Origin of the sequence: Tengunoibacter tsumagoiensis, assembly GCF_003967535.1 — a bacterium.
GTDB lineage: Bacteria > Chloroflexota > Ktedonobacteria > Ktedonobacterales > Ktedonobacteraceae > Tengunoibacter > Tengunoibacter tsumagoiensis.
This window is the reverse complement of sequence record NZ_BIFR01000001.1, coordinates 4,592,185-4,614,758: the sequence shown is the minus strand read 5'-3', so window position 1 is coordinate 4,614,758 and position 22,574 is coordinate 4,592,185. Positions and strand designations below refer to the sequence as shown.

General features: G+C 49.9%; 17 protein-coding genes and 1 tRNA gene. 10 read left to right on the top strand and 8 right to left on the bottom strand.

Annotated features, from left to right (window positions below; translation table 11 throughout):
* Positions 1-47 precede the first annotated feature (47 nt).
* The 3 genes from EL628_RS18055 to EL628_RS18045 form a co-directional block, all read right to left on the bottom strand.
* Complete coding sequence (locus EL628_RS18055; protein WP_161975585.1) at positions 48-1,187, bottom strand: ArsR/SmtB family transcription factor; 1,140 nt, start codon at positions 1,185-1,187, stop codon at positions 48-50.
* Positions 1,188-1,227: 40 nt separating this feature from the next.
* Complete coding sequence (locus EL628_RS18050) at positions 1,228-2,493, bottom strand: MFS transporter (RefSeq protein WP_126581303.1); 1,266 nt, start codon at positions 2,491-2,493, stop codon at positions 1,228-1,230.
* Between the two features lie 245 nt (positions 2,494-2,738).
* Positions 2,739-2,811: transfer RNA gene (locus tag EL628_RS18045), tRNA-Arg, on the bottom strand.
* 240 nt (positions 2,812-3,051) lie between these two features.
* On the opposite strand from EL628_RS18045, the gene sufB reads away from it, so the two are divergent.
* A complete protein-coding gene (gene sufB / locus EL628_RS18040; RefSeq protein ID WP_126581302.1) occupies positions 3,052-4,452 on the top strand; it encodes a Fe-S cluster assembly protein SufB in 1,401 nt (466 codons plus the stop codon).
* A 221-nt stretch (positions 4,453-4,673) separates the two neighbouring features.
* Positions 4,674-5,561, top strand: coding sequence for a fumarylacetoacetate hydrolase family protein (locus EL628_RS18035; RefSeq protein WP_126581301.1), 888 nt, complete (start codon positions 4,674-4,676; stop codon positions 5,559-5,561).
* A gap of 100 nt (positions 5,562-5,661) precedes the next feature.
* On the opposite strand, the gene EL628_RS18030 is transcribed toward EL628_RS18035, so the two are convergent.
* From EL628_RS18030 to EL628_RS18015, 4 genes are all read right to left on the bottom strand, one after another.
* On the bottom strand, positions 5,662-7,155 hold the full coding sequence (locus tag EL628_RS18030; protein WP_126581300.1) for a gluconokinase: 1,494 nt from the start codon (positions 7,153-7,155) through the stop codon (positions 5,662-5,664).
* Positions 7,156-7,221: 66 nt separating this feature from the next.
* The gene (locus EL628_RS18025; protein WP_126581299.1) at positions 7,222-8,805 is read right to left on the bottom strand and encodes an MFS transporter; all 1,584 of its coding nucleotides are present in this window, start codon (positions 8,803-8,805) and stop codon (positions 7,222-7,224) included.
* Between the two features lie 344 nt (positions 8,806-9,149).
* The gene (gene ung / locus EL628_RS18020) at positions 9,150-9,827 is read right to left on the bottom strand and encodes a uracil-DNA glycosylase (RefSeq protein ID WP_126581298.1); all 678 of its coding nucleotides are present in this window, start codon (positions 9,825-9,827) and stop codon (positions 9,150-9,152) included.
* Between the two features lie 235 nt (positions 9,828-10,062).
* The gene (locus EL628_RS18015; protein ID WP_126581297.1) at positions 10,063-12,348 is read right to left on the bottom strand and encodes a methyl-accepting chemotaxis protein; all 2,286 of its coding nucleotides are present in this window, start codon (positions 12,346-12,348) and stop codon (positions 10,063-10,065) included.
* 957 nt (positions 12,349-13,305) lie between these two features.
* Here EL628_RS18015 and EL628_RS18010 point away from each other — a divergent pair.
* The 5 genes from EL628_RS18010 (at position 13,306) to EL628_RS17990 (ending at position 18,140) form a co-directional block, all read left to right on the top strand.
* Positions 13,306-14,562: an amino acid ABC transporter substrate-binding protein gene (locus EL628_RS18010; RefSeq protein WP_161975584.1), complete on the top strand. Its 1,257-nt coding sequence runs from the start codon at positions 13,306-13,308 to the stop codon at positions 14,560-14,562.
* A 176-nt stretch (positions 14,563-14,738) separates the two neighbouring features.
* Positions 14,739-15,629: a branched-chain amino acid ABC transporter permease gene (locus EL628_RS18005; RefSeq protein WP_126581295.1), complete on the top strand. Its 891-nt coding sequence runs from the start codon at positions 14,739-14,741 to the stop codon at positions 15,627-15,629.
* A complete protein-coding gene (locus EL628_RS18000; protein ID WP_126581294.1) occupies positions 15,626-16,660 on the top strand; it encodes a branched-chain amino acid ABC transporter permease in 1,035 nt (344 codons plus the stop codon). Before EL628_RS18005 ends, EL628_RS18000 begins: the two co-directional genes overlap by 4 nt.
* Before the next feature lie 4 nt (positions 16,661-16,664).
* The gene (locus tag EL628_RS17995; RefSeq protein ID WP_126581293.1) at positions 16,665-17,414 is read left to right on the top strand and encodes an ABC transporter ATP-binding protein; all 750 of its coding nucleotides are present in this window, start codon (positions 16,665-16,667) and stop codon (positions 17,412-17,414) included.
* Between the two features lie 3 nt (positions 17,415-17,417).
* On the top strand, positions 17,418-18,140 hold the full coding sequence (locus EL628_RS17990; protein WP_126581292.1) for an ABC transporter ATP-binding protein: 723 nt from the start codon (positions 17,418-17,420) through the stop codon (positions 18,138-18,140).
* Positions 18,141-18,238: 98 nt separating this feature from the next.
* Here the strand turns inward: EL628_RS17990 and EL628_RS17985 are convergent, their stop codons facing one another.
* Entirely contained in the window at positions 18,239-18,694 is a 456-nt protein-coding gene (locus EL628_RS17985) for a nuclear transport factor 2 family protein (protein WP_126581291.1), read from the bottom strand.
* A 336-nt stretch (positions 18,695-19,030) separates the two neighbouring features.
* On the opposite strand from EL628_RS17985, the gene EL628_RS17980 reads away from it, so the two are divergent.
* From EL628_RS17980 to EL628_RS17970, 3 genes are read left to right on the top strand one after another with little or no spacing between them, the layout of a single operon-like run.
* Positions 19,031-19,942: an alpha/beta fold hydrolase gene (locus EL628_RS17980; protein WP_126581290.1), complete on the top strand. Its 912-nt coding sequence runs from the start codon at positions 19,031-19,033 to the stop codon at positions 19,940-19,942.
* Between the two features lie 48 nt (positions 19,943-19,990).
* Positions 19,991-21,310 (top strand): beta-ketoacyl-[acyl-carrier-protein] synthase family protein, encoded by a 1,320-nt coding sequence (locus tag EL628_RS17975; protein WP_161975583.1) that lies wholly within the window; start codon positions 19,991-19,993, stop codon positions 21,308-21,310.
* 23 nt (positions 21,311-21,333) lie between these two features.
* The gene (locus EL628_RS17970; RefSeq protein WP_161975582.1) at positions 21,334-22,572 is read left to right on the top strand and encodes a beta-ketoacyl-[acyl-carrier-protein] synthase family protein; all 1,239 of its coding nucleotides are present in this window, start codon (positions 21,334-21,336) and stop codon (positions 22,570-22,572) included.
* The last annotated feature ends 2 nt before the right edge of the window (positions 22,573-22,574 follow it).

Genomic DNA, 22,574 nt, shown 5'->3' with positions numbered 1-22,574 from the left:
AGCGTATTAAAATATGTCAACCAGCCATGGAAAGCCGCTATTACCTTCTACGCATCGGTTTCAGGAGGGAGGTCCAGAACTTTTTCGAGATCGCGGAAGAGCCTGCGTACCTCCGCTGCGACCAGTTCGTGCCGTACCATACGCCCCTCCTGATGGGAGCGGATCAACCCGGCTTCGCGCAGGATCTTGGCATGGATACTGACCGTTGGGCGAGCTAACTGGAGATAATCGGCAATATCAGTATTGACCATATCGAAGTGACGGATCATTCGCAGGATCGTCAGGCGCGTTGGGTCCGCTAAGGCATTTGTTCGTTCGGCCACACTGTGGATCTGTTCGCGGAAGTTCTCATATAACCTTCCTGGTTCTGCAAAAGAGACGATCAGCATCCCTGGCTGTATCGTCCAGCTATCGAAGAGCTGAAAGGGATCGACCCAGAGGCAGAGTTGTAGCTGGCCTTGTTCAATTGCTGTGCGGGCCATAGTGCGTAAGGCTGGATTCTGGGCTGGTAGCCAGGAGAGATCAGGGGGAGTCTGCCCTCTATCTGCTCCTCCAAGCGCCGTCATCGCCTTTTTTCGGAGCTCATCCATCATTGAGAGCCGCGTTGCTCGCCAGGGTCGATAGACCTCAAAATAAAAGCGATCAAGCCAGAACCAGAAGCGCGAGTGGAGATCCCCATCGCGCAGAATGCGCACCGTATGAGCAATATTCGGCTCATGTGCCAGAAGAATACGCTGAGCCGTGGCGGCACTGTAGCCCAGAGACTGTACAGAGGCGCGTAAAATGCGTACCTGAAGATCAATGAGTTGTTCGGGAAGAGGGAGATGTGGATCAGGCTGCATCTGTAATGATGCAGCCTGTTGAGTCACAGCGGCCAGGGCCTCAGAGGTACTCAGGTCGCGCATGGCAAGCGTGGCTCGCTCATAATCCGCCTCAAGCAGAACGCCAGCCATCCCTGCGATATCTTCCAGTACCGATGTGAGCTGACCTCGTTCAATGCCCATGATTGTGGTCCATTGCTGGAGCCAGCCCTCAGGAAGATGAGATACCATCTCCTCGATCTCCTTTTTATACGGTTCGATGAGCAGGTGATCTCCCCCGAGAATCGTCAGAGTGGTTGAGAGCTCCAGGGCAATAGACTGAGCAATAAGCCAGCCTCCATGCTGGTCTGATTGAGGTTTGTGCACGCTACATGTCCCTCTTTTATATTTATTTATGCTCACCAGGTTACATCTGAGATAGACTGATTGGGTCCACCTCATCCTGTGATGGTATGAGCTGCGAACGAACACGGTCTCGATATAGGATCAGTATAGTAATAACTGTCAAGAGAGCCATTGCGATGGCAGAGATCAAGAAAATGGCCGTAATGGAGAGATAGATTGGAACAATCCAGGGGATGCCGAGCAGACAGATGAGCTGGGCTACAGCCATCGTACTCTGAAAGATTCCACTGACGCGCCCCAGCATTGTACCAGGAGCCAGCAGTTGTAGAAGCGTTCCACTCTGCACCAGACTGAAGCCCTGACCCACCCCACCCACCAGACAACCAATCACCATAATCATGAGTGCCAGCAGAGGAGCGGGAGCAAAAGAGGCAAGTACAGTCGCTCCAGGCAACATTGTCAGCAGAATGACGCCCAGAATAATATCACGCCAATAGTGAGGTTTACCTTTGCGTACCAGTAACCAGAGCGAGCCGATAACCGCCCCCAGGCCTACGCAGGCGATGAGTAGACCGAACGTGGAGGCCTGCTGCTTCAAGGTATCGCGAATAAAGGTCGGTGCTAAGAGATCAAAACAACCCAGGATCAGAACCAGGAAAAAGGTCATCACAAATAAAATGACCAGTTGAGGTAGAAAGACGCGCATTCCTGGTGTTGGGAGAGTCTCTCCATTCTCGGTAGCGCTGGTCTGTTGCGCCCGTTGAGGTGGGAGGGCAGGAAGCGTACTGAGAATAAGAGCTGAGAGCGCATACGAGATCACATCCAGGATCATAGCCTGCTGTGGACTCAGAAAAGAGAGGAGAAAGCCTGCCAGCAGAGGCGCTCCGATCTTAATGCCACTTGAGATCTGTTGGAGGAGCGCGTTGGCCTGCGTCAGCTCTGTTTTCTCGACCACAGTTGGAAGAGCAGACTGCGTCGCCGGTGGCAAGAATGAACTACTTGCAGATTGGAGTACCAGAAGGGCATAGATCAACTCCAGTCGACGGCTCAAGATAATCCCTACAACCGCCAGACCCGAGCATACCTCGCTGGCGATCATAATCCATTTGCGATTAAAGCGATCGCAGAGCCAACCAGCAAGTGGGCTACATAGAATCATAGGAGCATAACCAGCCAGGAGAACACCGCTTGTCTGGAGCACACTGCCATGTCCGTAGAAGACGATAATAGAAAAGAGAGACAGCATCGTAATCCAGTTGCCAATACCACTGACAGACTGAGAAGCCGCCAGTACAGCTACCGCCCGGTTGTGAAAGATCCTTCTCATAAAGCCTTTCTCCGATTGATTCTATAGTAGTTATTCAGGTACTATTTTTTAGTAGTCATTTGTTTACCTGTTTTATAGTAGCCTTTTGGCTACGCATTGTCAAGAAGCATTCAAGAGTTTTAGCTTGTGAATAAGAAGAGGTTATTATGGGTTATGGAGGAGAAGATGAACAGATATATCCATGCTAAGTATGTATAGAAGAACAAAGCGCCACCTCTCTTTGCAGCGAGGTGGCGGTTAGAGGGCGCGCCCAGCTGGGATCGAACCAGCGGCCAACCGCTTAGAAGGCGGTTGCTCTATCCACTGAGCTATGGGCGCTTGTGAGTGAAACCGGCAGGTGCGTCAAATACGCTCCTGGAACATTGATATTCTAACAAAAATCTCAAGGAAATGCAAGGAAAAGAGGTCATAATTCCAGGGCCTCTCTGGTAAAATCTTGACAAGCGTGATCAAAACACCTATAATACCATTAAATCCGAGTCACGGAGTAAGGATTAAGAAGACCACCGGTTTTCGGCTCCTGATCCGTTAGAACCTAGCCAACAAGTGGGGTAAGACATGAGTCAGGCATTTGAACTGGAACAGGGTACGTATAGTGCTGGGTTCCATGTACCCGAAAACTATGCATTTAAGTCTCAGAGAGGACTGACCAGAAAGGTCGTCGAGCAGATCTCAGAGATGAAGGGCGAGCCTAGCTGGATGCGCCAGTTCCGCCTCAAGAGCCTGGATCTCTTTGAGAAACGCCCAATGCCAACCTGGGGCGCAGATCTCTCTGGCATTGATTTTGATAATATCTACTACTATATCAAGCCAGTGGCCCAGCAGGGTAAGAACTGGGATGAGATCCCCTCTGAAATTAAAGATACCTTTGATCGCCTGGGTATTCCACAGGCTGAACAGAAATATCTTGCCGGTGTCACTGCTCAGTATGAGAGTGAGGCCGTCTACCATAAAGTTCGTGAGGACCTGGAGAAGCTGGGTGTCATCTTTACCGATATGGATACCGCTATGCGCGAGTACCCCGATCTGGTGCGAGAGCATATTGGCACAATCATCCCACCTTCCGATAATAAGTTCTCCTCGCTCAATAGCGCAGTCTGGAGCGGTGGTAGCTTTGTCTACGTCCCTCGTAACGTGCGCGTTGAGATTCCATTGCAGGCCTACTTCCGCATTAATGCTCAGAATATGGGGCAGTTCGAGCGTACTTTGATCATCGCCGAGCCTGGCTCCTATGTTCACTATGTTGAGGGCTGTACCGCTCCTAGCTATAGCAGCGATAGCCTGCATAGCGCAGTCGTCGAGATTAAAGTGATGGAGGGCGCACGCGTCCGCTATACGACGATTCAGAACTGGTCGAAGAATGTCTACAATCTCGTGACCAAGCGTGCCGCTGCATATCGCGACGCCACGATGGAATGGGTTGATGGCAATCTGGGCTCGAAGGTCACGATGAAGTATCCAGCCGTCTTATTGATGGAGCCAGGTGCACGCGGTGATGTTCTGTCAGTCGCCTTTGCGAATGATGGGATGCACCAGGATGCTGGCGCTAAGATTACCCATCTGGCCCCACATACTACCTCGCAGATCCTCTCGAAGTCCGTCTCGAAAGGGACCGGTCGCGCCTCCTATCGTGGACTGATCCGCATCAATCCTGATGCGCACCACACCAAGTCCAGCGTCCGTTGTGATGCTCTCTTGCTTGATGAGGATGCTCGAACCGATACCTATCCAACGATTCGCGTGGAGAACAACGAGACCGAGATTGGTCACGAGGCCACTGTCTCCAAGGTTGGTGAGGATCAGCTCTTCTACCTGATGAGCCGTGGTCTGGATGAGTCCGAAGCCTATTCGTTGATCGTCAATGGCTTTATTGAGCCAATCACCAAAGAGCTCCCCATGGAGTATGCGGTTGAGTTGAACCGCCTGATCCAGTTGGAGATGTCTGGTAGCGTGGGCTAAGCCAGTTCGCAAACAGAAGAAAAGGGCCGCAGTTTCTTGTATGAGAAGCTGTGGCCCTTTGTTATGCCCTCAACGAGTAAGGTACCGCCAGAGAGAGGCAAGAAGGGCTGTAATTTCTCTTTGTTCCGTTTATAATTTGGAAAGAGATAAATGACTGCTTTTGTGAAGACATAGTATACGTATCTCTCCAACCAGGAAAAATTGAAGAGGAGCTCTATTTTATGCGTCTTATTACCTATCGCACAGCACCCGATGCTCCCTGGCAGGCAGGCTTTGAGCTAGAGGGCCGAATTATTGCAGCCAGCGCTGTTTACTTATATGGTGAACAGGCTCCGACAGTCAAGACCTTATTAGAGGCGGGCCAGGCTGCATTGGAGAAGGTTCTTGCCCATGCTCATCAGCTATTTGAAGCCAGTGAGCAGGAATTTGCTTCTGTAGACGAGGTCGAACTGGGTGCGCCGATCCCTGATCCAGATAAAATTATCTGTGTGGGCTTAAACTATGCCGATCATGCAGAGGAGTCTCAGCTTGCTATTCCGCAAGTGCCTGTCCTCTTCCCCAAATATCGCAATTCATTGACGGGACCTTTCAGTCAGATTATTCTCCCGGGTTTTAGTACAGAGATTGATTATGAGGCGGAACTGGCGGTCATTATTGGTCAGACCTGCAAAGATGTGAGCGAGGCAGAGGCGCTCCAGTACGTCGCTGGTTATACCATTATGAATGATGTGAGTGCCCGTGATTGGCAGATGCGGACCAGCCAGTGGATGCCTGGGAAGGCCATTGATACCTTTGGCCCGATGGGGCCTGGGATCGTGCCTGCCTCTGAAATCCAGAATCCCCAACAACTGCGCGTCTGGACAAGAATTAATGGCGAGACAGTACAGAATGGAACCACAGAGCAGATGATCTTTTCGGTTGCCCGTTGTATTGCTTTTATCAGTACATTTATGACACTGGTTCCGGGCGATATTATCTCGACGGGGACGCCAGCGGGAGTTGGTTTTGCGCGTAAGCCCCCGATCTATCTAAAGGCCGGCGATCTGGTTGAGGTTGAGATCGAGCGTGTGGGAACGATTCGTAATCCAGTGGTCAGTCGCGAGTACTAGCTAGTCTGATCAAGAAGGAGGTCCACACAACGCTGTGTGAACCTCCATTCCTTTCTTTTAGTATACCAGAGAGAAAAAATAGCGCATTCTGCAAGAGCTATTATGCAGGCAAGAGGAGCTGATAGAGTTGCTGCTGACGTGCAGCAGCTTTCTGATAGAGCGCCGTGCGGTTAGCATTGGGCTGGACTGGCTCATGAATAGTTGGGGCAATCTCTGCAACATCTTTGATCACACCAAGAGCCTCCAGCGCTAAGAGGGCTGCTCCGCGAGCTGAAGCTTCGTGTTCAATCGAAGGATAGATTGCCGTATTGAGCGTATCCGCAACAATGCCCTGGAGCGTAGGTGAGCTTAACAGAGCTCCACCACTGGCAATCAGCTTATGATCGGTCAGCCCCATAGTGAGAAGCGAGCGTAGCTCTTCGTGAATTGTATAGAGGCGATAGCCAAGGGCCTCCATACCAGCTCGCATCAATTCTGCTGGCGTCGTATGATTGGAGATCCCTGCGACCGTCATACGAGCATCCGCATGCCAGCCAAGACTACGTTCACCGGATAGAAACGGAAGGATGGTCAGACCATGGCTATCGGGGGCCAGATCTTTGATCAGTGGTTCAATCTCTTTGATGGGTGGCAATTGAAGACTGTTATCCATCCATGCAATCAGATTACCGCCTTCACTCAAGGCTCCCCCAATCACTGGCCGTCTGGCATCGACAAGATAGCGCCAGAGACCCAATGGTGGTACAACATTCGTAGCTACTCCAACAACACGGATGGCACTGGACGTCCCCATCGTTAAGGACCAGTTGGTTGGTGTTGCACAGCCAGAGCCAATGCAGGCCGTTGCGCCATCGCCAAGGGCAGGATACCAGGGGACCTGATGTAAGACGGGCCAGGATGAGGCATATGACCCTGTCAGGCCGGTTAAGCCATCGTGGCTATCGCCTAACTCTGGTAATTGCTTATCGTGAAGTTCTAAAAAATCTGTGAGCTCGTGATCCCATTGCTGGGTAGATGAGTTCAGCAGACCGGTTGCCGAGGCCATAGAGAGGCTACAGATCGAGCGACCAAGAAAGCAGCGATGAAGATACTCGCCAAATGAGATCCATTGAGTAACCTTCTGGAAGAGCTCTGGCTGCTCTTTGTGCAACCAGCGGAGTTTAGCTGGCCAGTAACTGGCGTGGAAGCGAACACCTACACGATCATGGGTTGATTTTTCATTCAATTGTTGGCGAAGTTCCATGGCAGCACTAAATGGGCGCGTATCTTCCCAGGTGATCACAGGGGTCACAGGGCGATTGGAAGCGTCAACCCCCAGCAGGCTATGCCAGAACGTATCCATCGCGACCGCTGCAATCTCTTTTGCCTGAGTGCCAGCCTTCTGTAAAACCTCCGTAATTGTTTGAGCCACGACACCAACCAGCGTATCTGCATCGACCGAAGCCTCTCCAGCGACCGAGGTCTGGAGTGGATAGGTATGCTGTGAGCTCATTCCGTCAATCGTGGTCCCGGTGCCATCAAAGAGAATCGCGCGTGTCGAGGATGTACCGATATCCAGAGCCAGGATCAAGGGCGTATGGTATTTTGTGGACATAAAAAACCTCCATAGATCTACAATGATAGTGCAAGATATATAGCCACACCCAGTTGAAAAAATAGATTAATGCACATGCTGCTGTGCAGAGAGTGTACAGGCATTATCTCCACATTCTTGCTCTTCCAGTGTAGCAGTTGGTCGCAATGGACCTGGAACTGTCAGCCAGGCACAGAGAGAACTGATCAGCGCCAGAAAGGCTGAACAGAGCATCACCACACGAAAGCTACTGACAAAAGAGCCAGCAATACGTTGCTCTAGCTGCTGTTTTAGTGCAGGAGTAATAGTGTGAGGCAGCTCAATCCCCACCAGTTTTGTCCGTTCGAGTTCAATCAAATGTGTAAGGTCGGCAGAGAGAGGAAGGTGTTGAAGCTGTTGGGTGAGTACCTGATCAAAGACCGATTGTACAACGATACCAAAGATCGCAATAGCCAATAAGCCTGCCACACGAGCCACCGCATTATTGACGCCCGAGGCAGCGCCAGCATAGCTGTCCTCGACAGCTCCCATCACAGTCGTTGTAAGGGGCGCGACGGTAATTGACATACCCAATCCCAGCACAACAATGGCCGGAAAAAAGGTTGTCCAATAGCTCCCTTCGGTTCCAGGGAGGGCCATCAGCAGATACCCAACCGCTACAATAAGCGGTCCAACTACCAACGGCAGCCGTGAACCATAGCGTGTGACCAGGCCACCTGACCAGCGTGAGAGCGAGAACATCAGCAACGTAAATGGAAGCAGAGAGGCTCCAGCAGCGGTTGGTGGATAATGTTGAACGCTAATGAGATTAAAGGGAAGAAAGAAGAGGGCAGCCCCCAGAGCCGCATAGAGAAAGAGCGTTAACAGATTTGTGCCTGCAAATGTACGTGAGCGGAACAAGTGTAAAGGGAGCATAGCCGCAGGGCTTCGGTATTCGACGTAGAGAAAAGCGCAGCATGCGAGCAGGCCGATACCCAGATAGAGCACTATCATTGGATCAAAGAGACCGTGTGTATTGGCTTCAATCAGCCCAAAGACCAGACTTCCCAGGCCGAGCGTCACCAGGAGGGCACCAGCACTATCCAGCCGGTGGGTGGCCTGTTCATTGCGACTTTCAGGGACACGCAGATAGATAATAATCAGGACCAGAGCCGCCAGTGGGATATTGATAAAGAAGACCCAGCGCCATGAGGCATATTGAACGAGCCAGCCTCCAATGACGGGCCCTAATGCAGAGGTAATTGACGAGAAGCCCGACCAGAGCCCAATGGCTCGTCCTCTTCTGGACTCATCGAAGGAAGCGCGAATAATGGCCAGGCTCCCCGGTGTAAGCAATGCGCCGCCGATGCCCTGGACAGCACGAGCTGTGATAAGCTGTCCAATGGTCTGAGCAAAGCCACAGGCGATTGATGCCAGAGCAAAGAGCAAGATACCCAGCGCAAAGATGCGCTTACGGCCAAAGCGATCGCCCAACGCACCTCCCACGAGCAAGAGCGAACCCAGAAAAAGAGCATATGCTTCGACCACCCACTGTACATTCGCGACAGAGGCCGCTAGATCGACCTGTAACCGTGGCAGAGCGACATTGACCACATTAGAATCAATAAACGCCATGCTGGAGCCCAGAATAGTAGCCAGAAGAATCCAGAAACCTTTATGTGCTGTTCTCATACCATTGACAAACTTTCTTAGATGTATAGAAGATAATGTCCTTTTGTAAGGATGTTGGAGCAATTCCGGATCTGTCTAGAGAACTTTTTCCGTTGCTGCTGATCCTTATATTCAGGAGAGATAATTGCCTCTTTGCCATGGTACGATATTTTGGAGAGGATTGGATGGGGACCTCACGCTCTACATAGTCACCATTCACCGATTGAAGGGATGTAAACCTCACCCTCTGATAGGGTCTCTACAGGGAATAAGAGGAGGCGGTGATAAACTCACCGCCCCTGACCAATCTTACGCGGGTCCTTCTCTACTCATCATAGATGCGTAGATGCTACCTGAAGAGTGAATTAGAGATTTGGAAGCTGCCAATTGATTTCGGGTTTGCCTGCTTTTTTGAGTGCTTCATTGATCTTTGAGAATGGACGGCTGCCAAAGAAACCATTGCGTGCCGAGAGGGGAGAAGGATGAGCTGATTGAATGATAGTATGGCGACTTGTGTCAATCAAGCCCACCTTTTTCTGTGCATAACCGCCCCAGAGTACAAAGACCACTGGATCAGATTTTGCATTGACCACACGAATCACCTGATCCGTAAAAGTCTCCCAACCGTGATTTTTGTGGGAATTCGGTGTATGAGCACGTACCGTCAGAACCGCATTGAGCATGAGGATTCCCTGTTCCGCCCAGGGAACAAGGTAGCCATGATTGGGAATGCTGTAGCCCAGATCCTCACGGAGCTCCTTATACATATTCACCAGAGAAGGGGGTGGTTTAATTCCTGGTTGGACAGAGAAACAGAGTCCATGTGCCTGGTTATCATCATGGTATGGGTCCTGTCCCAACAAGAGGACATTGACCTTTTCATAAGGAGTGATACGTAATGAAGAAAAGACCTGCTCTTCAGGGGGAAAGACAGTCGAATGTTGGCGTTCGGTATCGACAAACTGGGCCAATTGAGTGAAATAGGGTTTACTAATCTCGGCATCGAGATGTTCGTGCCAACTCTCAGGTATCTGTATCTGCATAACAATCCTCTTTTACAAAAACAAAGTAGCTATAGAAACTCTAATGAGCAAGCGGAGAGCTCTTATCATACAACTGCTACTATAGCATTCTTTTTGAGTTTGAAAAGAGTGGTAATAGAAAGCATTCTCAACATGTTTCGTATTCATCGAACCTGGCTCTCTCTCCTCAGCGTGAAAATAATGTGCTTTTTTCTGCCTCACATCTCACCTTAAAGGAGAGAGACACAATGATCAGCTAACGTTCCTGTGTCCAGTGTTGTTGCCAATCAACTTGTGAAGGTTTATCCTTCGATCCAGTACGGATGGGGCTTCCCTGCTGTGGTGGAGTGGGGTAAGGATACGTATTGGGCGGATAAAATGGCGAAGGACTCTGGATAGGCTCCGGTGATGGAGCAAACGTATAGCCACCCTGCTGGTGAAAAGCGGCAGGATTCGAGCCAAAGCCATTAGAAGTGGCAGGATTCGAGCCAAAGCCATTGGAAGTCGTAAAGTTCCCTTGACCCTGAGCGGGAGCTGGTAAGGCCTGGAAGCGACCACTGAACGTCAACTGTTCGACTGGAGAGTTCTGTGGAGCGATAGAAGGATAGTCAAACCGGGTCTCCTCGCGCAATTTAAAGACCTCAACCGAAGAGAGCAACTCATGAGCTATATTGGCAGTCTGCTCTAATTGTTGCGCGGTTGCATATGTTTTCTGGCTATTATTCTGAGTTGTCTCAGTGATCTGTTTCATCGTCTGAACAACCGTATTAGAGGTTTGAAGCTGCTGGATTGCGACCTGGTTAATAGCGAGAACCTCAGTGGCTTGATGCTCTACAACAGAGAAGATAGATTCTAGAGCTTGTCCGGCCTCCTCGATAAGCTTCATACCAGTAGAGGTTTCGCGCTCTGTATCCTGCATCGCGTTGGCAGCGGCAGTAATATCCTCCAATACATTCTGAACAATCTGATTAATCATCAGCGTCTGTTCTTTTGAACGTTCGGCGAGCCGCCGGATATCAGACGCAACCGCGCCAAAGCCTTTTCCATTCTCACCAGCCATCGCCGCTTGAATAGCCGCATCGAGTGCCAGTCGGTTCGTCTGATAAGCGATATTGGAGATGACCTTGACGATATCATTAATCTCGCGTGAGCGTTCACCGAGGAGATGAACCTTTTCAGACGTTGCACGAACATTGGTGCCAATGCGATCGATTCCTTCAACCGTCTGTTGAACAGCAGTGCGCCCGTCCTGAGCTGTTTGACTGGCCTCTTGAGCCACCGCCGCCAGGATATGGGCACGTTCGGCAACCTGTTTGCTAGCGGTAGTCATCGTCCCCACCTCACTGGTAGCCGAGTTAATCTGCTGGATCTGAAGACCAGCTCCCTGTACTAACTGATCCATATGTTGGTAGGATTGAGAGGTTGCATTCTCCACATCGTGAGCCAGCGACTTTACGCGTACAACCAGATTACTGAGCTCTTCAGTCATAAAATTAAATGAATCGGCCAGGACACCAAGTTCATCAGTAGTCACCTCAGCCTGAATGCGAAGATCGCCTTCGGCCACCCCACTGACCTCATTGACCATCTTTTCGATCTGACTGAGCAGAGCCGTATGGCGATCCTGCGCTTCTTGAGCCAGACGGACGATATGATCCAGCATTGTATTGAGCGAATTGGCAACTGACGAAATCTCGTCTCGCCCACTCACATGAGCACGCTCACTGGTATCACCAGCCGAGATACGTTTGGTTAGATTGGAGAGCTGCACCAGGGGATTTGAAATAGTTGTATTGACCACAACACTGGTAAAGATAATGAGCAGAAGCACAAAGAGAAAAGCCAGACCCGTCGAAATATAGAGTGGGTTCTGTAGAGAGGGGCCAACGGTTGTGACCGTCCCACCCATCTGAGTTGTCTGGTCAACCACCTGTTGCCAGTTATTTTTAAGCGTTAAAAAAGAGCGATTGGCCTCGTAGAGGTCATTGTAACTCTTACTGTAATTAGGATTTGCCTCATTGAGATCGGTCAGAACGAGCTGTTGATGGGTTTTGTAATCCTGCCAATCTTTCCCCTGAACATGATTAAACGCAGTTTGTTGCGAGGTAATAATAGTAGGATCGGCGTCGCTTTCAATGATCCGACGAATCGATTGCATCTGTGGAGCGCTATTGATGAGATAATAATCGTGATAATTACTGATCCCTTGTTCTGCATCGAGAGCCAGTGCATCCAACTCAGAGACATTAATCTGAGCATTTGCATTGAGAGCTGTATCGCCATGGAGAACAGGATCGCCGAGCGCAAATACCTGAGAGAAACGCGTATTCAGAAGAGCGTTCATGCGCTGGAGCGTCACCTGTTCTGTACTTGCCAATTCTTGAGCCTTGAAGCTGAGTTGAACTGCATCTCCACGTTGCCCCAGGCTGGTAAGGTAATAGTTCCCTAAAAGGACAATAATCATGCCCGGAATCAAAGCCGCCACAGTAAAGAGAATCGAGAGACGGCGAAAGATCGGGATATTTTTAATGAAGCTGACCATGTCTGCATCAACCCTTTCTTAGAGCATCTATGACTTGAATGTATGACTTCATGTCAGTATAGGGTGATAGCCTGCTAAATTGGTTTATACCAATTTATTGACAGAATAGTGCAAAAATAGGAACGAGTTATTTGCTGTAGTATACCTTATCTTCATCAAAATGAAAATTAATCTAGTGTTATATAACTAAAACTCCTAAATTCAAAAAGATATTGAAGAAAAGCTAGAATAGCCTCACTCATGATAGGTATAAATCGCTACGCTTCTATGACGAATAAGACGTTTGTACCATCAATGATTGGCAAATTTCTTTAAGCGGCAGGATAAGGATTGCGCTCGAAAATGCGAGAACGAAGAGATACGGAAAGAGTTTTAGTCTAGAAGCAGAGAGAGAATTGGTCTCCACTCTTTGTGCTTTTCAAGCCTGTTCAAGCAATGAGATAAGCAAATAGAGGGAATTTTTATCGACGTGTTGCATATGTATATGCCAGTATTCAATGATTGATAGTCTTGATTATAGTTCAAGTTTCTGTTAAAGTGTTTACGGGAGTATATGTGGAGTTACTTTAAAAAGAGTAAGCTAGCTATAATAGTGCCAATTGGCGATTCACGCATACCTGTAGGTTGTTCAGATAGTACTTGCGAGGTATCCTTCGGAACGTATCAAGGTTGTTGCCTGTATCGTAGGCCATTCCGCAACTGATGGCGATCTCTTCTCAATGAAGAGTGAGAGGGATCAGCTCTACTCATAAGTATAAAAGCTCCAGTTTTAAGGCATCTCCGTTGAAGTTGACGCGTGCTGTCTCTTAAGCTAAACCAGATCGCCTCCCGCCCTATTTTTGACCAGACAGAAGGCATTTTATTGATGTTTGAGCCTCTGTCTGATCGCTTTTGACCGTGTGCATGGTGTTGTGACGGATCTTTTTTCTGCACCATGCTCAATGAAGGAGGATGCAAGTGTCGGTTAATCCGGTTGTCAGGATCAGTAAAGTTCTCTCTCTACTTACTGTGACGCTGCTAGTTCTTGCCGGAGTCAGTGCTTGTGGGACAAGTAGTGATTCAACCCAGGATACCATCACCATTGGCGCTAGCCTTTCGTTAAAGGGTGATTTTTCTGATAGTGGCCTTGGTCTAAAAAAAGGGTATGAATTGTGGGCAGATAATATCAATAAGAGTGGTGGATTACTGGGTAAGCAGATCAAGATTGATATTCTGGATGATGGTGGGACGCCAGCGCAGGTCACGACAAATATCAATACCTTGATTCATAATCACAAAGATTCGCTTGTGCTAGGTGAAGTTATCACAGGACTGGCCATTCCAGGTTTTGAGACGGCTGATCGTTATGGGTATGCCTATATCAGCCCTGGTGGACTGACGGGCAAGATCACTGCTGCTGAAAAAGATGATAATAAGCACAATGTATTTGGTATCTCTTTGCCCATCAAAAGCTATTTGAGTAGTTTTGATCAATATGTTCTCTCTCTGCCAGCAGATCAGAAGCCCCAGACGGTTGCCTTTATGGGTTCGCAGTCTCCTTTTGCTACTCAGCAGCTGGCATTTTCCAAAGCGGAGATTGGCGATAAATTGAAGGTTGTTCTTGACGCGGGTGGATCATATCCTGAGGAGACAACGGATTACACGCCAATGGCACAGCAGGTTGTCAATTCGAAGGCGGATATTGTCGTCCTGGGCTCGGGCAGCTCTGCTGAGGCTGGAGCCTTTATTAAAGCCTTTAAGCAGCAGCACTATAATCCCAAAGCCTTGATTGCCACGGGTGGCCCTGATGAGGGCAAGGCTTTCCTGGATGCCGTAGGTGGAGCTGATACCGCAGAGGGAGTCTTTGTCCCCAATAGCGGCTGGTATCCTCAGATTAAGAACTATCAGAACGATGTCTTCACCAAGAGTTATGTTGCGAAATATGGTGGTACCGCTGATGAGATTGCTTCGGATACCGTTCAGGGGTATGCCGCAGGTCAGGTTCTAGAACAGGCAGTGAAAAAAGCGAATAGCTTTGATAATGCAAAGCTTCAAGATGTATTGAAGAGCGCTTCGTTTGATACGGTTCAGGGTCCTGTTCAGTTTGATGAGACCGATCACACAAATAAAGTGGCTATTCCCTTCCTTTTCCAGTGGTTAAGCGGACATTTGCAGGCCGTCTATCCTGCGAATGAGGCTCAGGCGAATCCTGAATACCCAAAGAAAACCTGGTAGGAACATAGTCGCAGGCTTATGGGAGAAAGAGTTGCTCGACGTTGATATGTTGCTCTTTCAGAGACGTGGCAGCGTTGTAAGATGATTCTCCTGGTAGGCCCCTCTCCTTGAATAATGTGAGAGAGGAAGAACTGGCACCAGTTCTTCCTCTTCTAGGTAGTAGAGGAACGCTTTTCATGACGCTTGACCTTTTAAAGTTGCTGGTGCAAGCCATCATTCTAGGAGTATTGACCGGAAGTGTGTATGCACTGATGTCGTCCGGGCTTACATTGATCTTTGGCCTGATGGATGTGATCAATGTGGCACAGGGCATTCTGGTGATTGTCGGATCATACCTGAGCTACACCGTTGTGCAGTGGCTCCATCTTGATCCCTTTCTTGGCCTTCTCATTACGATGCCAGTGATGTTTGGCATTGGCTATCTTATTCAGTGGGCCTTTGTGCGTCAATTAAAGGTGAACCGCCTGGCGCTCTCGATTCTGGTCATGTATGCCGTTGCTCAGGTGGCCGAAGGGCTGCTCAATCTCATCTATACGGCCACTCCCGTACATATCCAGGAGTGGTATGTGGATGCCTCAATTAACCTCGGTTTCTTCTATCTTCCTTATATTTATCTCTTCTGTTTTCTCCTGAGCGTGGTCTTATTGGCCGGGCTCTATTTTATTGTCTATCGAACACGGTTTGGGCAGAGCTTGAGAGCGTCAATGCAAAATCGGACGGCGGCAGCTCTGATTGGTATTGATGTTGATAAGGTCTCTGCGGTGACTTTTGGGATTGGCGTTGCGCTCGCCTGTGCTGGTGGGCTTGCATATGGCACGACCAATGCGTTTAATGCTTCCAGCTCATATGATCTGATTGCTCGCTTGCTTGTTATTATTGTTTTGGGAGGCATGGGGAGCCTGGAAGGGGCCTTTCTGGCTTCAATGGTCATGTTGATTGTAAGCAATATCACTGATGTGATCTGGTCGCCAGTCTGGTCAAGTACCGTTTTTTATGTCTTGCTGGTCATTCTGTTGTTATTCCGTCCGCAGGGCCTGTTTGGACGAGTAGAAGGAAGGAAACAATGAGAACCAGTACGTTACTAAAGCTCATCATTGCGGGCGTATTTTTTGTCCTGGCGGCTGTCTTCCCGCTGATTTTCCCTGATCCAACCCTTGAGACCATTGGATTTGTCACTCTGACATCGGCGGCGGCGGCGACGGGATGGAATCTCTTTTCAGGCTATAGTGGTTATCTGGCTCTTGGTGGAGGAACCTACTTTGGCTTTGGGGCTTATACCATGGCGCTGCTCTGTCAGTATTGGCATATGAAAGGCGGATATGATCCGTTCTGGTTGGTGCCTCTAGGCGGATTGGTTGCTGCCATCGTTGCCATTCCAATTGGCTGGATCTCACTGCATGCGCGTAAGGCAACGTTCATTGTCATTACGATTGCAACTCTCTTCATTTTTCAGCTCTTAGCATATAATCTGACAGCGATCACAGGTGGGAGCTTTGGAATTAACCTGCCAGGAGCGCCATGGCGCTTTGATTTCTATAGTGTGCCTTTCTACTATATGGGATTTGCGCTGTTAATTGCATCTTTACTGGTCTCCTGGTGGATTCGTACATCAAAGTACGGTCTGGGCTTGCTGGCGATCCGTGAGGATGAGGACCGGGCGTTAGGACTTGGTGTCAAGACGGGGATCTACAAATTAAGCGCCTTTGTGATCTCAGCCTTTTTTGCGGGTGCAATAGGTGCACTCAATATCTATTTCGATGGGTTGATTGGCCCACCAGCGGCGTTCACACCTGTATTTGGCACTGCACCTGCTTTGATGGCCTTTATTGGTGGCGTAGGAACCTTATCCGGTCCAGTGTTAGGAGCTTTAATTCTGGAGCCATTGCATCAGGTTCTGTTACAGAACTTTAGCGCGACTGGGATTGATATTATCCTGTATGGTGTCCTGCTCTTGCTTGTGCTCCTGTACCTGCCGGAAGGCATTATTCCAGGCGTATCCCGTTTATGGACACAGTGGCGCAAAGCAGGAAAAGCACAGCGCCCCACCACCTTGCCAGAGTCCAGACTTGTGGAGAGCACGACAGCGGGGAGGGAGTAACACGATGGGGAATGTTTTAGAAGTCTTTGATGTCTCAAAATCTTTTGGGGGGATTCATGCCCTGGAAGGTTGCTCTTTACAGGTGGAGCAAGGCTCGATCACTGGTCTGATTGGACCAAATGGTTCGGGGAAAACGACCCTTTTCAATGCCATTACCGGGTATGAGCGAATTGATGCTGGTTCCATTCACTTGCCAGGGGAGATTATCGTCACAAAAGATCGTCCTATTGCGCCCGATAAAGTTTTTCGCACAGGGTTAGGCAGAACGTTTCAGTTGACGCGCATCTTTCCACGTTTAAGCGTTATCGAGAACATGCATGTTGCCACGCAACGCAAGGGATTAGGGAGCTTCTTCAGTCGTTGGAGTACAGGCCAGGAGCAGCGCCGCGCCGTTGAGCTCTTACATTTTGTAGGCCTGGATGACTTGCAAGAGCATCTGGCGGGAGAGCTTTCTTATGGTCAGCGAAAATTACTGGAATTTGCCCTGATCCTGATTGCCGATCCAAAGATTATTCTCCTGGATGAGCCTGCGGGTGGCGTGAATCCCAGCATGATTAACCATATTGGAGAGCGCATCCGTGTTCTGAATCAGGAGCAGGGAATTACCTTCTTAATTGTCGAACACAATATGGAGTTTGTGATGGGGATCTGCGACAAGATCACAGTCTTTCATCGCGGCACGAATATTGCTGAAGGATCACCCGGCGAAGTGCGGAACAATCCTGCCGTCCTTGAGGCCTACCTGGGAGATTAACAGATGATACTAGAATTAGAGAATGTTTTTGCCGGTTATGGTGGAGGCGACGTCTTACAGGGGGTTGATCTCAAAATTGAGAAGGGGAGCATTACCTGTATCGTTGGCCCTAACGGAGCGGGGAAATCGACGATCTTGCGGGCCGTCAGCGGTCTGCTTAAGCCTCGCCAGGGCACAATTATCTATAACGGAAAATCTCTGGTGGGACTGACGCCACGCAAGATCCTTGCGTCCGGTCTTGCACAGGTACCACAGGAACACAGTCTCTTTGTGGACATGACCATTCGGGAGAATGTTCGCCTGGGTGCATATCTCATCAACGATAAGGCCCTGGTCCGTAAGCGTCTACAGGAGATTGAGGCCCTGTTTCCATTGATTGCGGAGCGCTCCGAAGAGAAAGCTGGCAGCCTCTCTGGTGGCCAGCAGCGCATGGTTGAGTTTGCGCGCTCTTTGATGCTTGATCCTCAGCTCATTTTGTTAGATGAACCATCGATGGGCCTCGACCCAAAGACGCGGAAACAGATCTTTGAAATGATCAAAGTGATGCAAGAATTGGGGAAGACCATCGTACTGGTTGAACAGAACGTGCGTACAGGTTTTGGTATTGCTCATCATGGGGTCGTGATGGAGAGTGGCCGCGTTCGCCTGGAGGGCGAGCCAGCCGCGCTCCTCGATAATCCAGAGATCAGTCATCTGTACCTGGGTGGAACGCTCTCCAAAGCCTAGTTTTTTCACCTGAAGCGACCCTGCCTCTTCAAAAGAGAGACTCATTTTATGATCTCTTTTGAAGAGGCAGGGTCGCTTCATCTGTTGCATATGTATTCTTATAGTCTTAAGAGAGAGAGAGGAGCGTGTGTGAATGGTAAAAGTTGTTCAATGACTGAAAGGTGATCGTAATAGCCTCGTTGCTGATGGATCAAATCAGCTTTGAATGTAAAGAGGCTAAGACCATCGACCTGGAAGGAACGGCCAGGCCATCGTTGTCCAAAGAGAGAAGGGCCCTGTCCTTGAACACGCCAGGGAAGCGCACCCTGTGCTTCGGTCTGTAAAAGGGGCCCAGTTGGTGTGTAACAGAGATTGGACAGCGTGCGGAAGCGTCGTGTAAACCAGATTGAAATCTCCTGTTGTCCCCGACGCGCCGATCTCATGCCTGTATCAAAGAGTACGGCATCAGGAGTATAGAGAGCTACAAGCGCTCGTGTGTTCTGTGTATTAAACGCGTCTACCCATTGTTTCACCAGACTTTCCAGTCTGGTTTCTTGTACCGGGGCATCATCCATAAGTCTTCTGGCACCTCTCCATGACTTTCGGTTAGGGAGGTCTTACCTCCATTGCCAATAAAGCGTATTATGAAAGAGATAGATATTCTGGTCAGCGTGATTGTGCGTGCCAACAGCGCTCTTACTTTTGCTTCTATAAATTATACTATAAGAGAGAAGTCAGGCAATTTATTCCTGTTTTGATTCGTTTTCAACGCTTGAATAGCAGAGACTCTGCCCAGGTTCTGGAAAGAGCGATGGCTCAAAACATGAGAAAGAGGTATGAACTTTCAAAAAGACGGGTAGCAGAGGTAATTTAAGTGAGCCACACCTGATCAATACTAAGGGAGGCCTCCATTGAGCAAGCAGCTAGACCCCTGGATTAATGATGTGACATTTCATAATGATGTGCAGTATATTGAATCACTCTGGCATCAGACGCCTCTTGGGAGCGCGGAGCTGCCAGTGATTGATATCGGGCGAGGGGTGCCAGTGGTCTTTGTGCCCATTCTTGAGCATCTAGAGTTTGTGTATGCGCGCCAGATGCAGGTGCTCAGTCGCAGCCGGAGAGTGCTTCTTTACCGACGTCAGGAGCGGCGTAAGACCTTCTTTGGCCTGTCCGAGCGAGCTGAGGAGTTGCGACAGGTCCTGGATGGCCTGGAATTAGATCAGGTTGACCTGGTGGCTCATGGAGATGCTGCAATGGTTCTTTTTGAATTTGCGCTACGCTATCCTCAGCGCTGTCGATCGTTGACGATTATTGCCCAGGGAGCAGATTATCGGATTGCGCCGCATCCACTGATCTGGTGGCTGCACGAGCTGTATATTCGTCTTCCTGTGGAATATGTATTGCCTGCAAGTTTTCTGCGTACGGCTGTCATCAATTATATTCTCTCGCATGATCATGACAACCGAACGCGGCCAGCGCTGCCTCGTCATCTGCTGGAGGAGCAGTTTGCGAAGATCTCCCAATGGCCAGCCGTCTATAAATTTTCGGTGTTACCGATTATTCATTTTTTTAACATTCGTAAACGTCTGTCAGGATTGACGATGCCCATCTTAGTCATTAATCGTGCTGATGATGCGCTGGCCCCTGAGGCAAAAACGCGCTGGCTGGCGAAGCATCTGCCAAATTGCGCCAGTTATCATGTTGTCTCTGGACGAGAGCGTTTTTTCATGTATTCACGAGCAGAGACAGTTACGCCATTGATTGAAGCATTCTTGCTTACAAGAAATCAGCGTCGCAGTCCTCTCAAGCAATTGCAGTAGTATTCAGACGAGAAGAGAAGGATGGTAGGGGGTGTGAGGAAGGGGCGCATGACTGAGCATGTACTCAGTGTTGACGATCGACGGCGACAGCCAAAACGGAGAGTAGTCATTAGTGGCCTGGGAGTGATTGCTCCGAATGGACAGGGAAAAGAAGCGTTCTGGCAGGCTTGTCTGGCCGGTCAATCGGGAGTCGGGCGTATCACGCGTTTCGATGCCGGTCACCTCCCCTCTCAGGTGGCCGGTGAGGTAAGCGATTTTGATCCATTGCAGTATGGTCTTACCACGGCTGAGATCACCCATCTGGATCGAGCGGCGCAGTTTGCGCTGGCAGCCTCTGAACTTGCCTTACAAGATAGCGGCCTCTCTGGGAGGCTTACCTCAGCTGAGCGTGAGCAGATGGGAGTGTATTTAGGAACAGCACTTTCTTGTCTGGAGGCAGGCGAACACGTTTGGGAGCGTCTGACCAATAGGGGCACGCAGGAGCCCACCCTTGATCCTTCTTTTCATCTTCCTGCCAGCCTGCTTTTAGCGCATGCCGGAGCCAGTAGTATTGCAGCTCATTACGCCCTTTACGGTCCTTGTCTGGTCTTAGCGACCGGTTGCTCTGCGGGGGCTGACGCATTGGGCGAGGCTTTCTGGACCATTCAGGAGGGGCGAGCTGAACGGATGCTGGCAGGAGGAACCGATGCTGCAATCTGTTATGGTGTGCTGGATGTCTTTTGTGTGATGGGAGCGCTCAGCACTCACTTTAATGATCAGCCGACACAGGCTTCACGTCCCTATGATCGCTTGCGGGACGGCTTTGTCATGGCTGAAGGGGCTGCCGTCTTGCTTCTGGAAGAACGGGAGCAGGCGTTGGAGCGTGGGGCGCATATCTATGCGGAGATCCTGGCCTTTGCCAGCAACAGCAATGCCCATCATATGACCTCTTTGCCAGAAGCTGGCCAGCCTCTCCAGGCTCTCATCAGAGCGATCACCAGCACGAGCAATCTTTCGCCCAGAGCGATTGAGTACATTAATTCGCATGGTAGCTCTACTCCAACGAACGAGCGGGCTGAGACGCTGGCCTATAAAGCCATCTTTGGCGAATGTGCCTCTACCATTCCAATCAGTGCCACGAAGTCATTGATTGGGCATACGCAGGGAGCTGCCAGTGCTATCGAGACACTGATTACTGCCATGGCTCTTGAACGACAGATCATCCCCCCAACCATTAATCAAGAGGTATCAGATCCCTGTTGTGATCTGGATTATGTCCCCAACGTTGCCCGTGAGGCGAATATCTCCGTTGCTTTAACCCACTCAAGTGGATTTGGAGGCGTCAATAGTGCTCTCTTACTGGCGCGGGCTGATTGGGGACAGCTATGAGAAGACGGGGGGGAAGCAGAAGGGTGGTCGTAACGGGTCTAGGTGTTGTTGCTCCCAATGGAATTGGGCAGAAGAAGTTCTGGGATGCGTTACTTACAGGACGCTCAGGAATGAGCCTTCTTCAAGAGAGCTCGATTGGTTCGCTTCAGGTGGCAGGCCTGGTGAGAGATTTTGTGGCCCAGGATCATCTCACGTCAAAATTAGTTCAGCGGACCGATCGAATGACGCATTTTGCCTTTGCTGCCATCCATGAGGCACTGGAGGATGCTCGGCTGGTATTTGAACAGGAGAATCGAGCGTGTATAGGTCTCTCCATTGCCAACACTATGGGGGGTGTGGACTACGTGCTCAAGCAGTTGCAAAATCTCTATACACGGGGGCCACGCTTTATGAGTGCCTATACTGCGATTGCCTGGTTGCATGTTTCGACAGTGGGACAGGCAGCGATCCATTATGGCGTGCAGGGCTATTGTAAGACGCCTGTCAACGATACGGTAGGAGGACTGGATGCTCTTGGATTGGCATATCGAGCTATTCTTCGTGGAACGGCAGATGTAATGATCGCAGGGGGCTGTGAGGCCTTTTTGCATCCTTTTGTGCTGCTTATTCTCGCGCAGCAGGGGCATTGTGTAACCAGTACAGATCTGGCTGGCTACCGTCCGTTTGATCGGAGAGCGCAGGGTCTTATTCTTGCTGAAGGGGCTGGCATCTGCATTCTAGAAGAATATGAACATGCTTTAGCGCGTGGAGCCCCGATCTACGGCGAGATTATTGGCTATGGACAGAGCAATGATGCGTTAGGATTGCAGGCTCCTGGTAGAGATGGGGCGCGGTATGCGCAAGCTCTCTGTCAGGCACTTCAGGCTGAACTGATTGAAGCGCCTGATCTGGCCTATCTCAGCCTGGATGGTCGGGCTAGCATCCCCTCCGATCAGGGAGAGCACAATGCCCTGAGCAGGCTCTTTGGCTCCCAGCTTCCACAGATACCCGTTAGTGTCCCAAGGACTCTCTTTGGCCATGCCTATGCCGCCGCCGGAGCTCTGGATGCCATTATCGCCTTTCTGGCTCTCAAGCATGGTCAAATTCCTCCTACATTCAATTGTGAGCAGCTTGACGAGCGCTATGAACTGAATGTCATCAGAGGAGAGGCTCAAGCAATCAGGTCGCGAGATGGAGAAAGGCTGCCAGATACAGTTCTGCTGGGTGGTAGAGGTCTGGGAGGCATCAATGTAGGTCTGGCCCTGCGTAGATTTCGAGAGTAACG

Excerpts from the sequence above, each read along its gene's own strand:
- EL628_RS18050 (WP_126581303.1), bottom strand. The coding sequence starts at position 2,493 with ATGAGAAGGATCTTTCACAACCGGGCGGTAGCTGTACTGGCGGCTTCT.
- sufB (WP_126581302.1), top strand. The coding sequence starts at position 3,052 with ATGAGTCAGGCATTTGAACTGGAACAGGGTACGTATAGTGCTGGGTTC.
- EL628_RS18035 (WP_126581301.1), top strand. The coding sequence starts at position 4,674 with ATGCGTCTTATTACCTATCGCACAGCACCCGATGCTCCCTGGCAGGCA.
- EL628_RS18030 (WP_126581300.1), bottom strand. The coding sequence starts at position 7,155 with ATGTCCACAAAATACCATACGCCCTTGATCCTGGCTCTGGATATCGGT.
- EL628_RS18025 (WP_126581299.1), bottom strand. The coding sequence starts at position 8,805 with ATGAGAACAGCACATAAAGGTTTCTGGATTCTTCTGGCTACTATTCTG.
- ung (WP_126581298.1), bottom strand. The coding sequence starts at position 9,827 with ATGCAGATACAGATACCTGAGAGTTGGCACGAACATCTCGATGCCGAG.
- EL628_RS18015 (WP_126581297.1), bottom strand. The coding sequence starts at position 12,348 with ATGGTCAGCTTCATTAAAAATATCCCGATCTTTCGCCGTCTCTCGATT.
- EL628_RS18005 (WP_126581295.1), top strand. The coding sequence starts at position 14,739 with ATGACGCTTGACCTTTTAAAGTTGCTGGTGCAAGCCATCATTCTAGGA.
- EL628_RS18000 (WP_126581294.1), top strand. The coding sequence starts at position 15,626 with ATGAGAACCAGTACGTTACTAAAGCTCATCATTGCGGGCGTATTTTTT.
- EL628_RS17995 (WP_126581293.1), top strand. The coding sequence starts at position 16,665 with ATGGGGAATGTTTTAGAAGTCTTTGATGTCTCAAAATCTTTTGGGGGG.
- EL628_RS17990 (WP_126581292.1), top strand. The coding sequence starts at position 17,418 with ATGATACTAGAATTAGAGAATGTTTTTGCCGGTTATGGTGGAGGCGAC.
- EL628_RS17985 (WP_126581291.1), bottom strand. The coding sequence starts at position 18,694 with ATGGATGATGCCCCGGTACAAGAAACCAGACTGGAAAGTCTGGTGAAA.
- EL628_RS17975 (WP_161975583.1), top strand. The coding sequence starts at position 19,991 with ATGACTGAGCATGTACTCAGTGTTGACGATCGACGGCGACAGCCAAAA.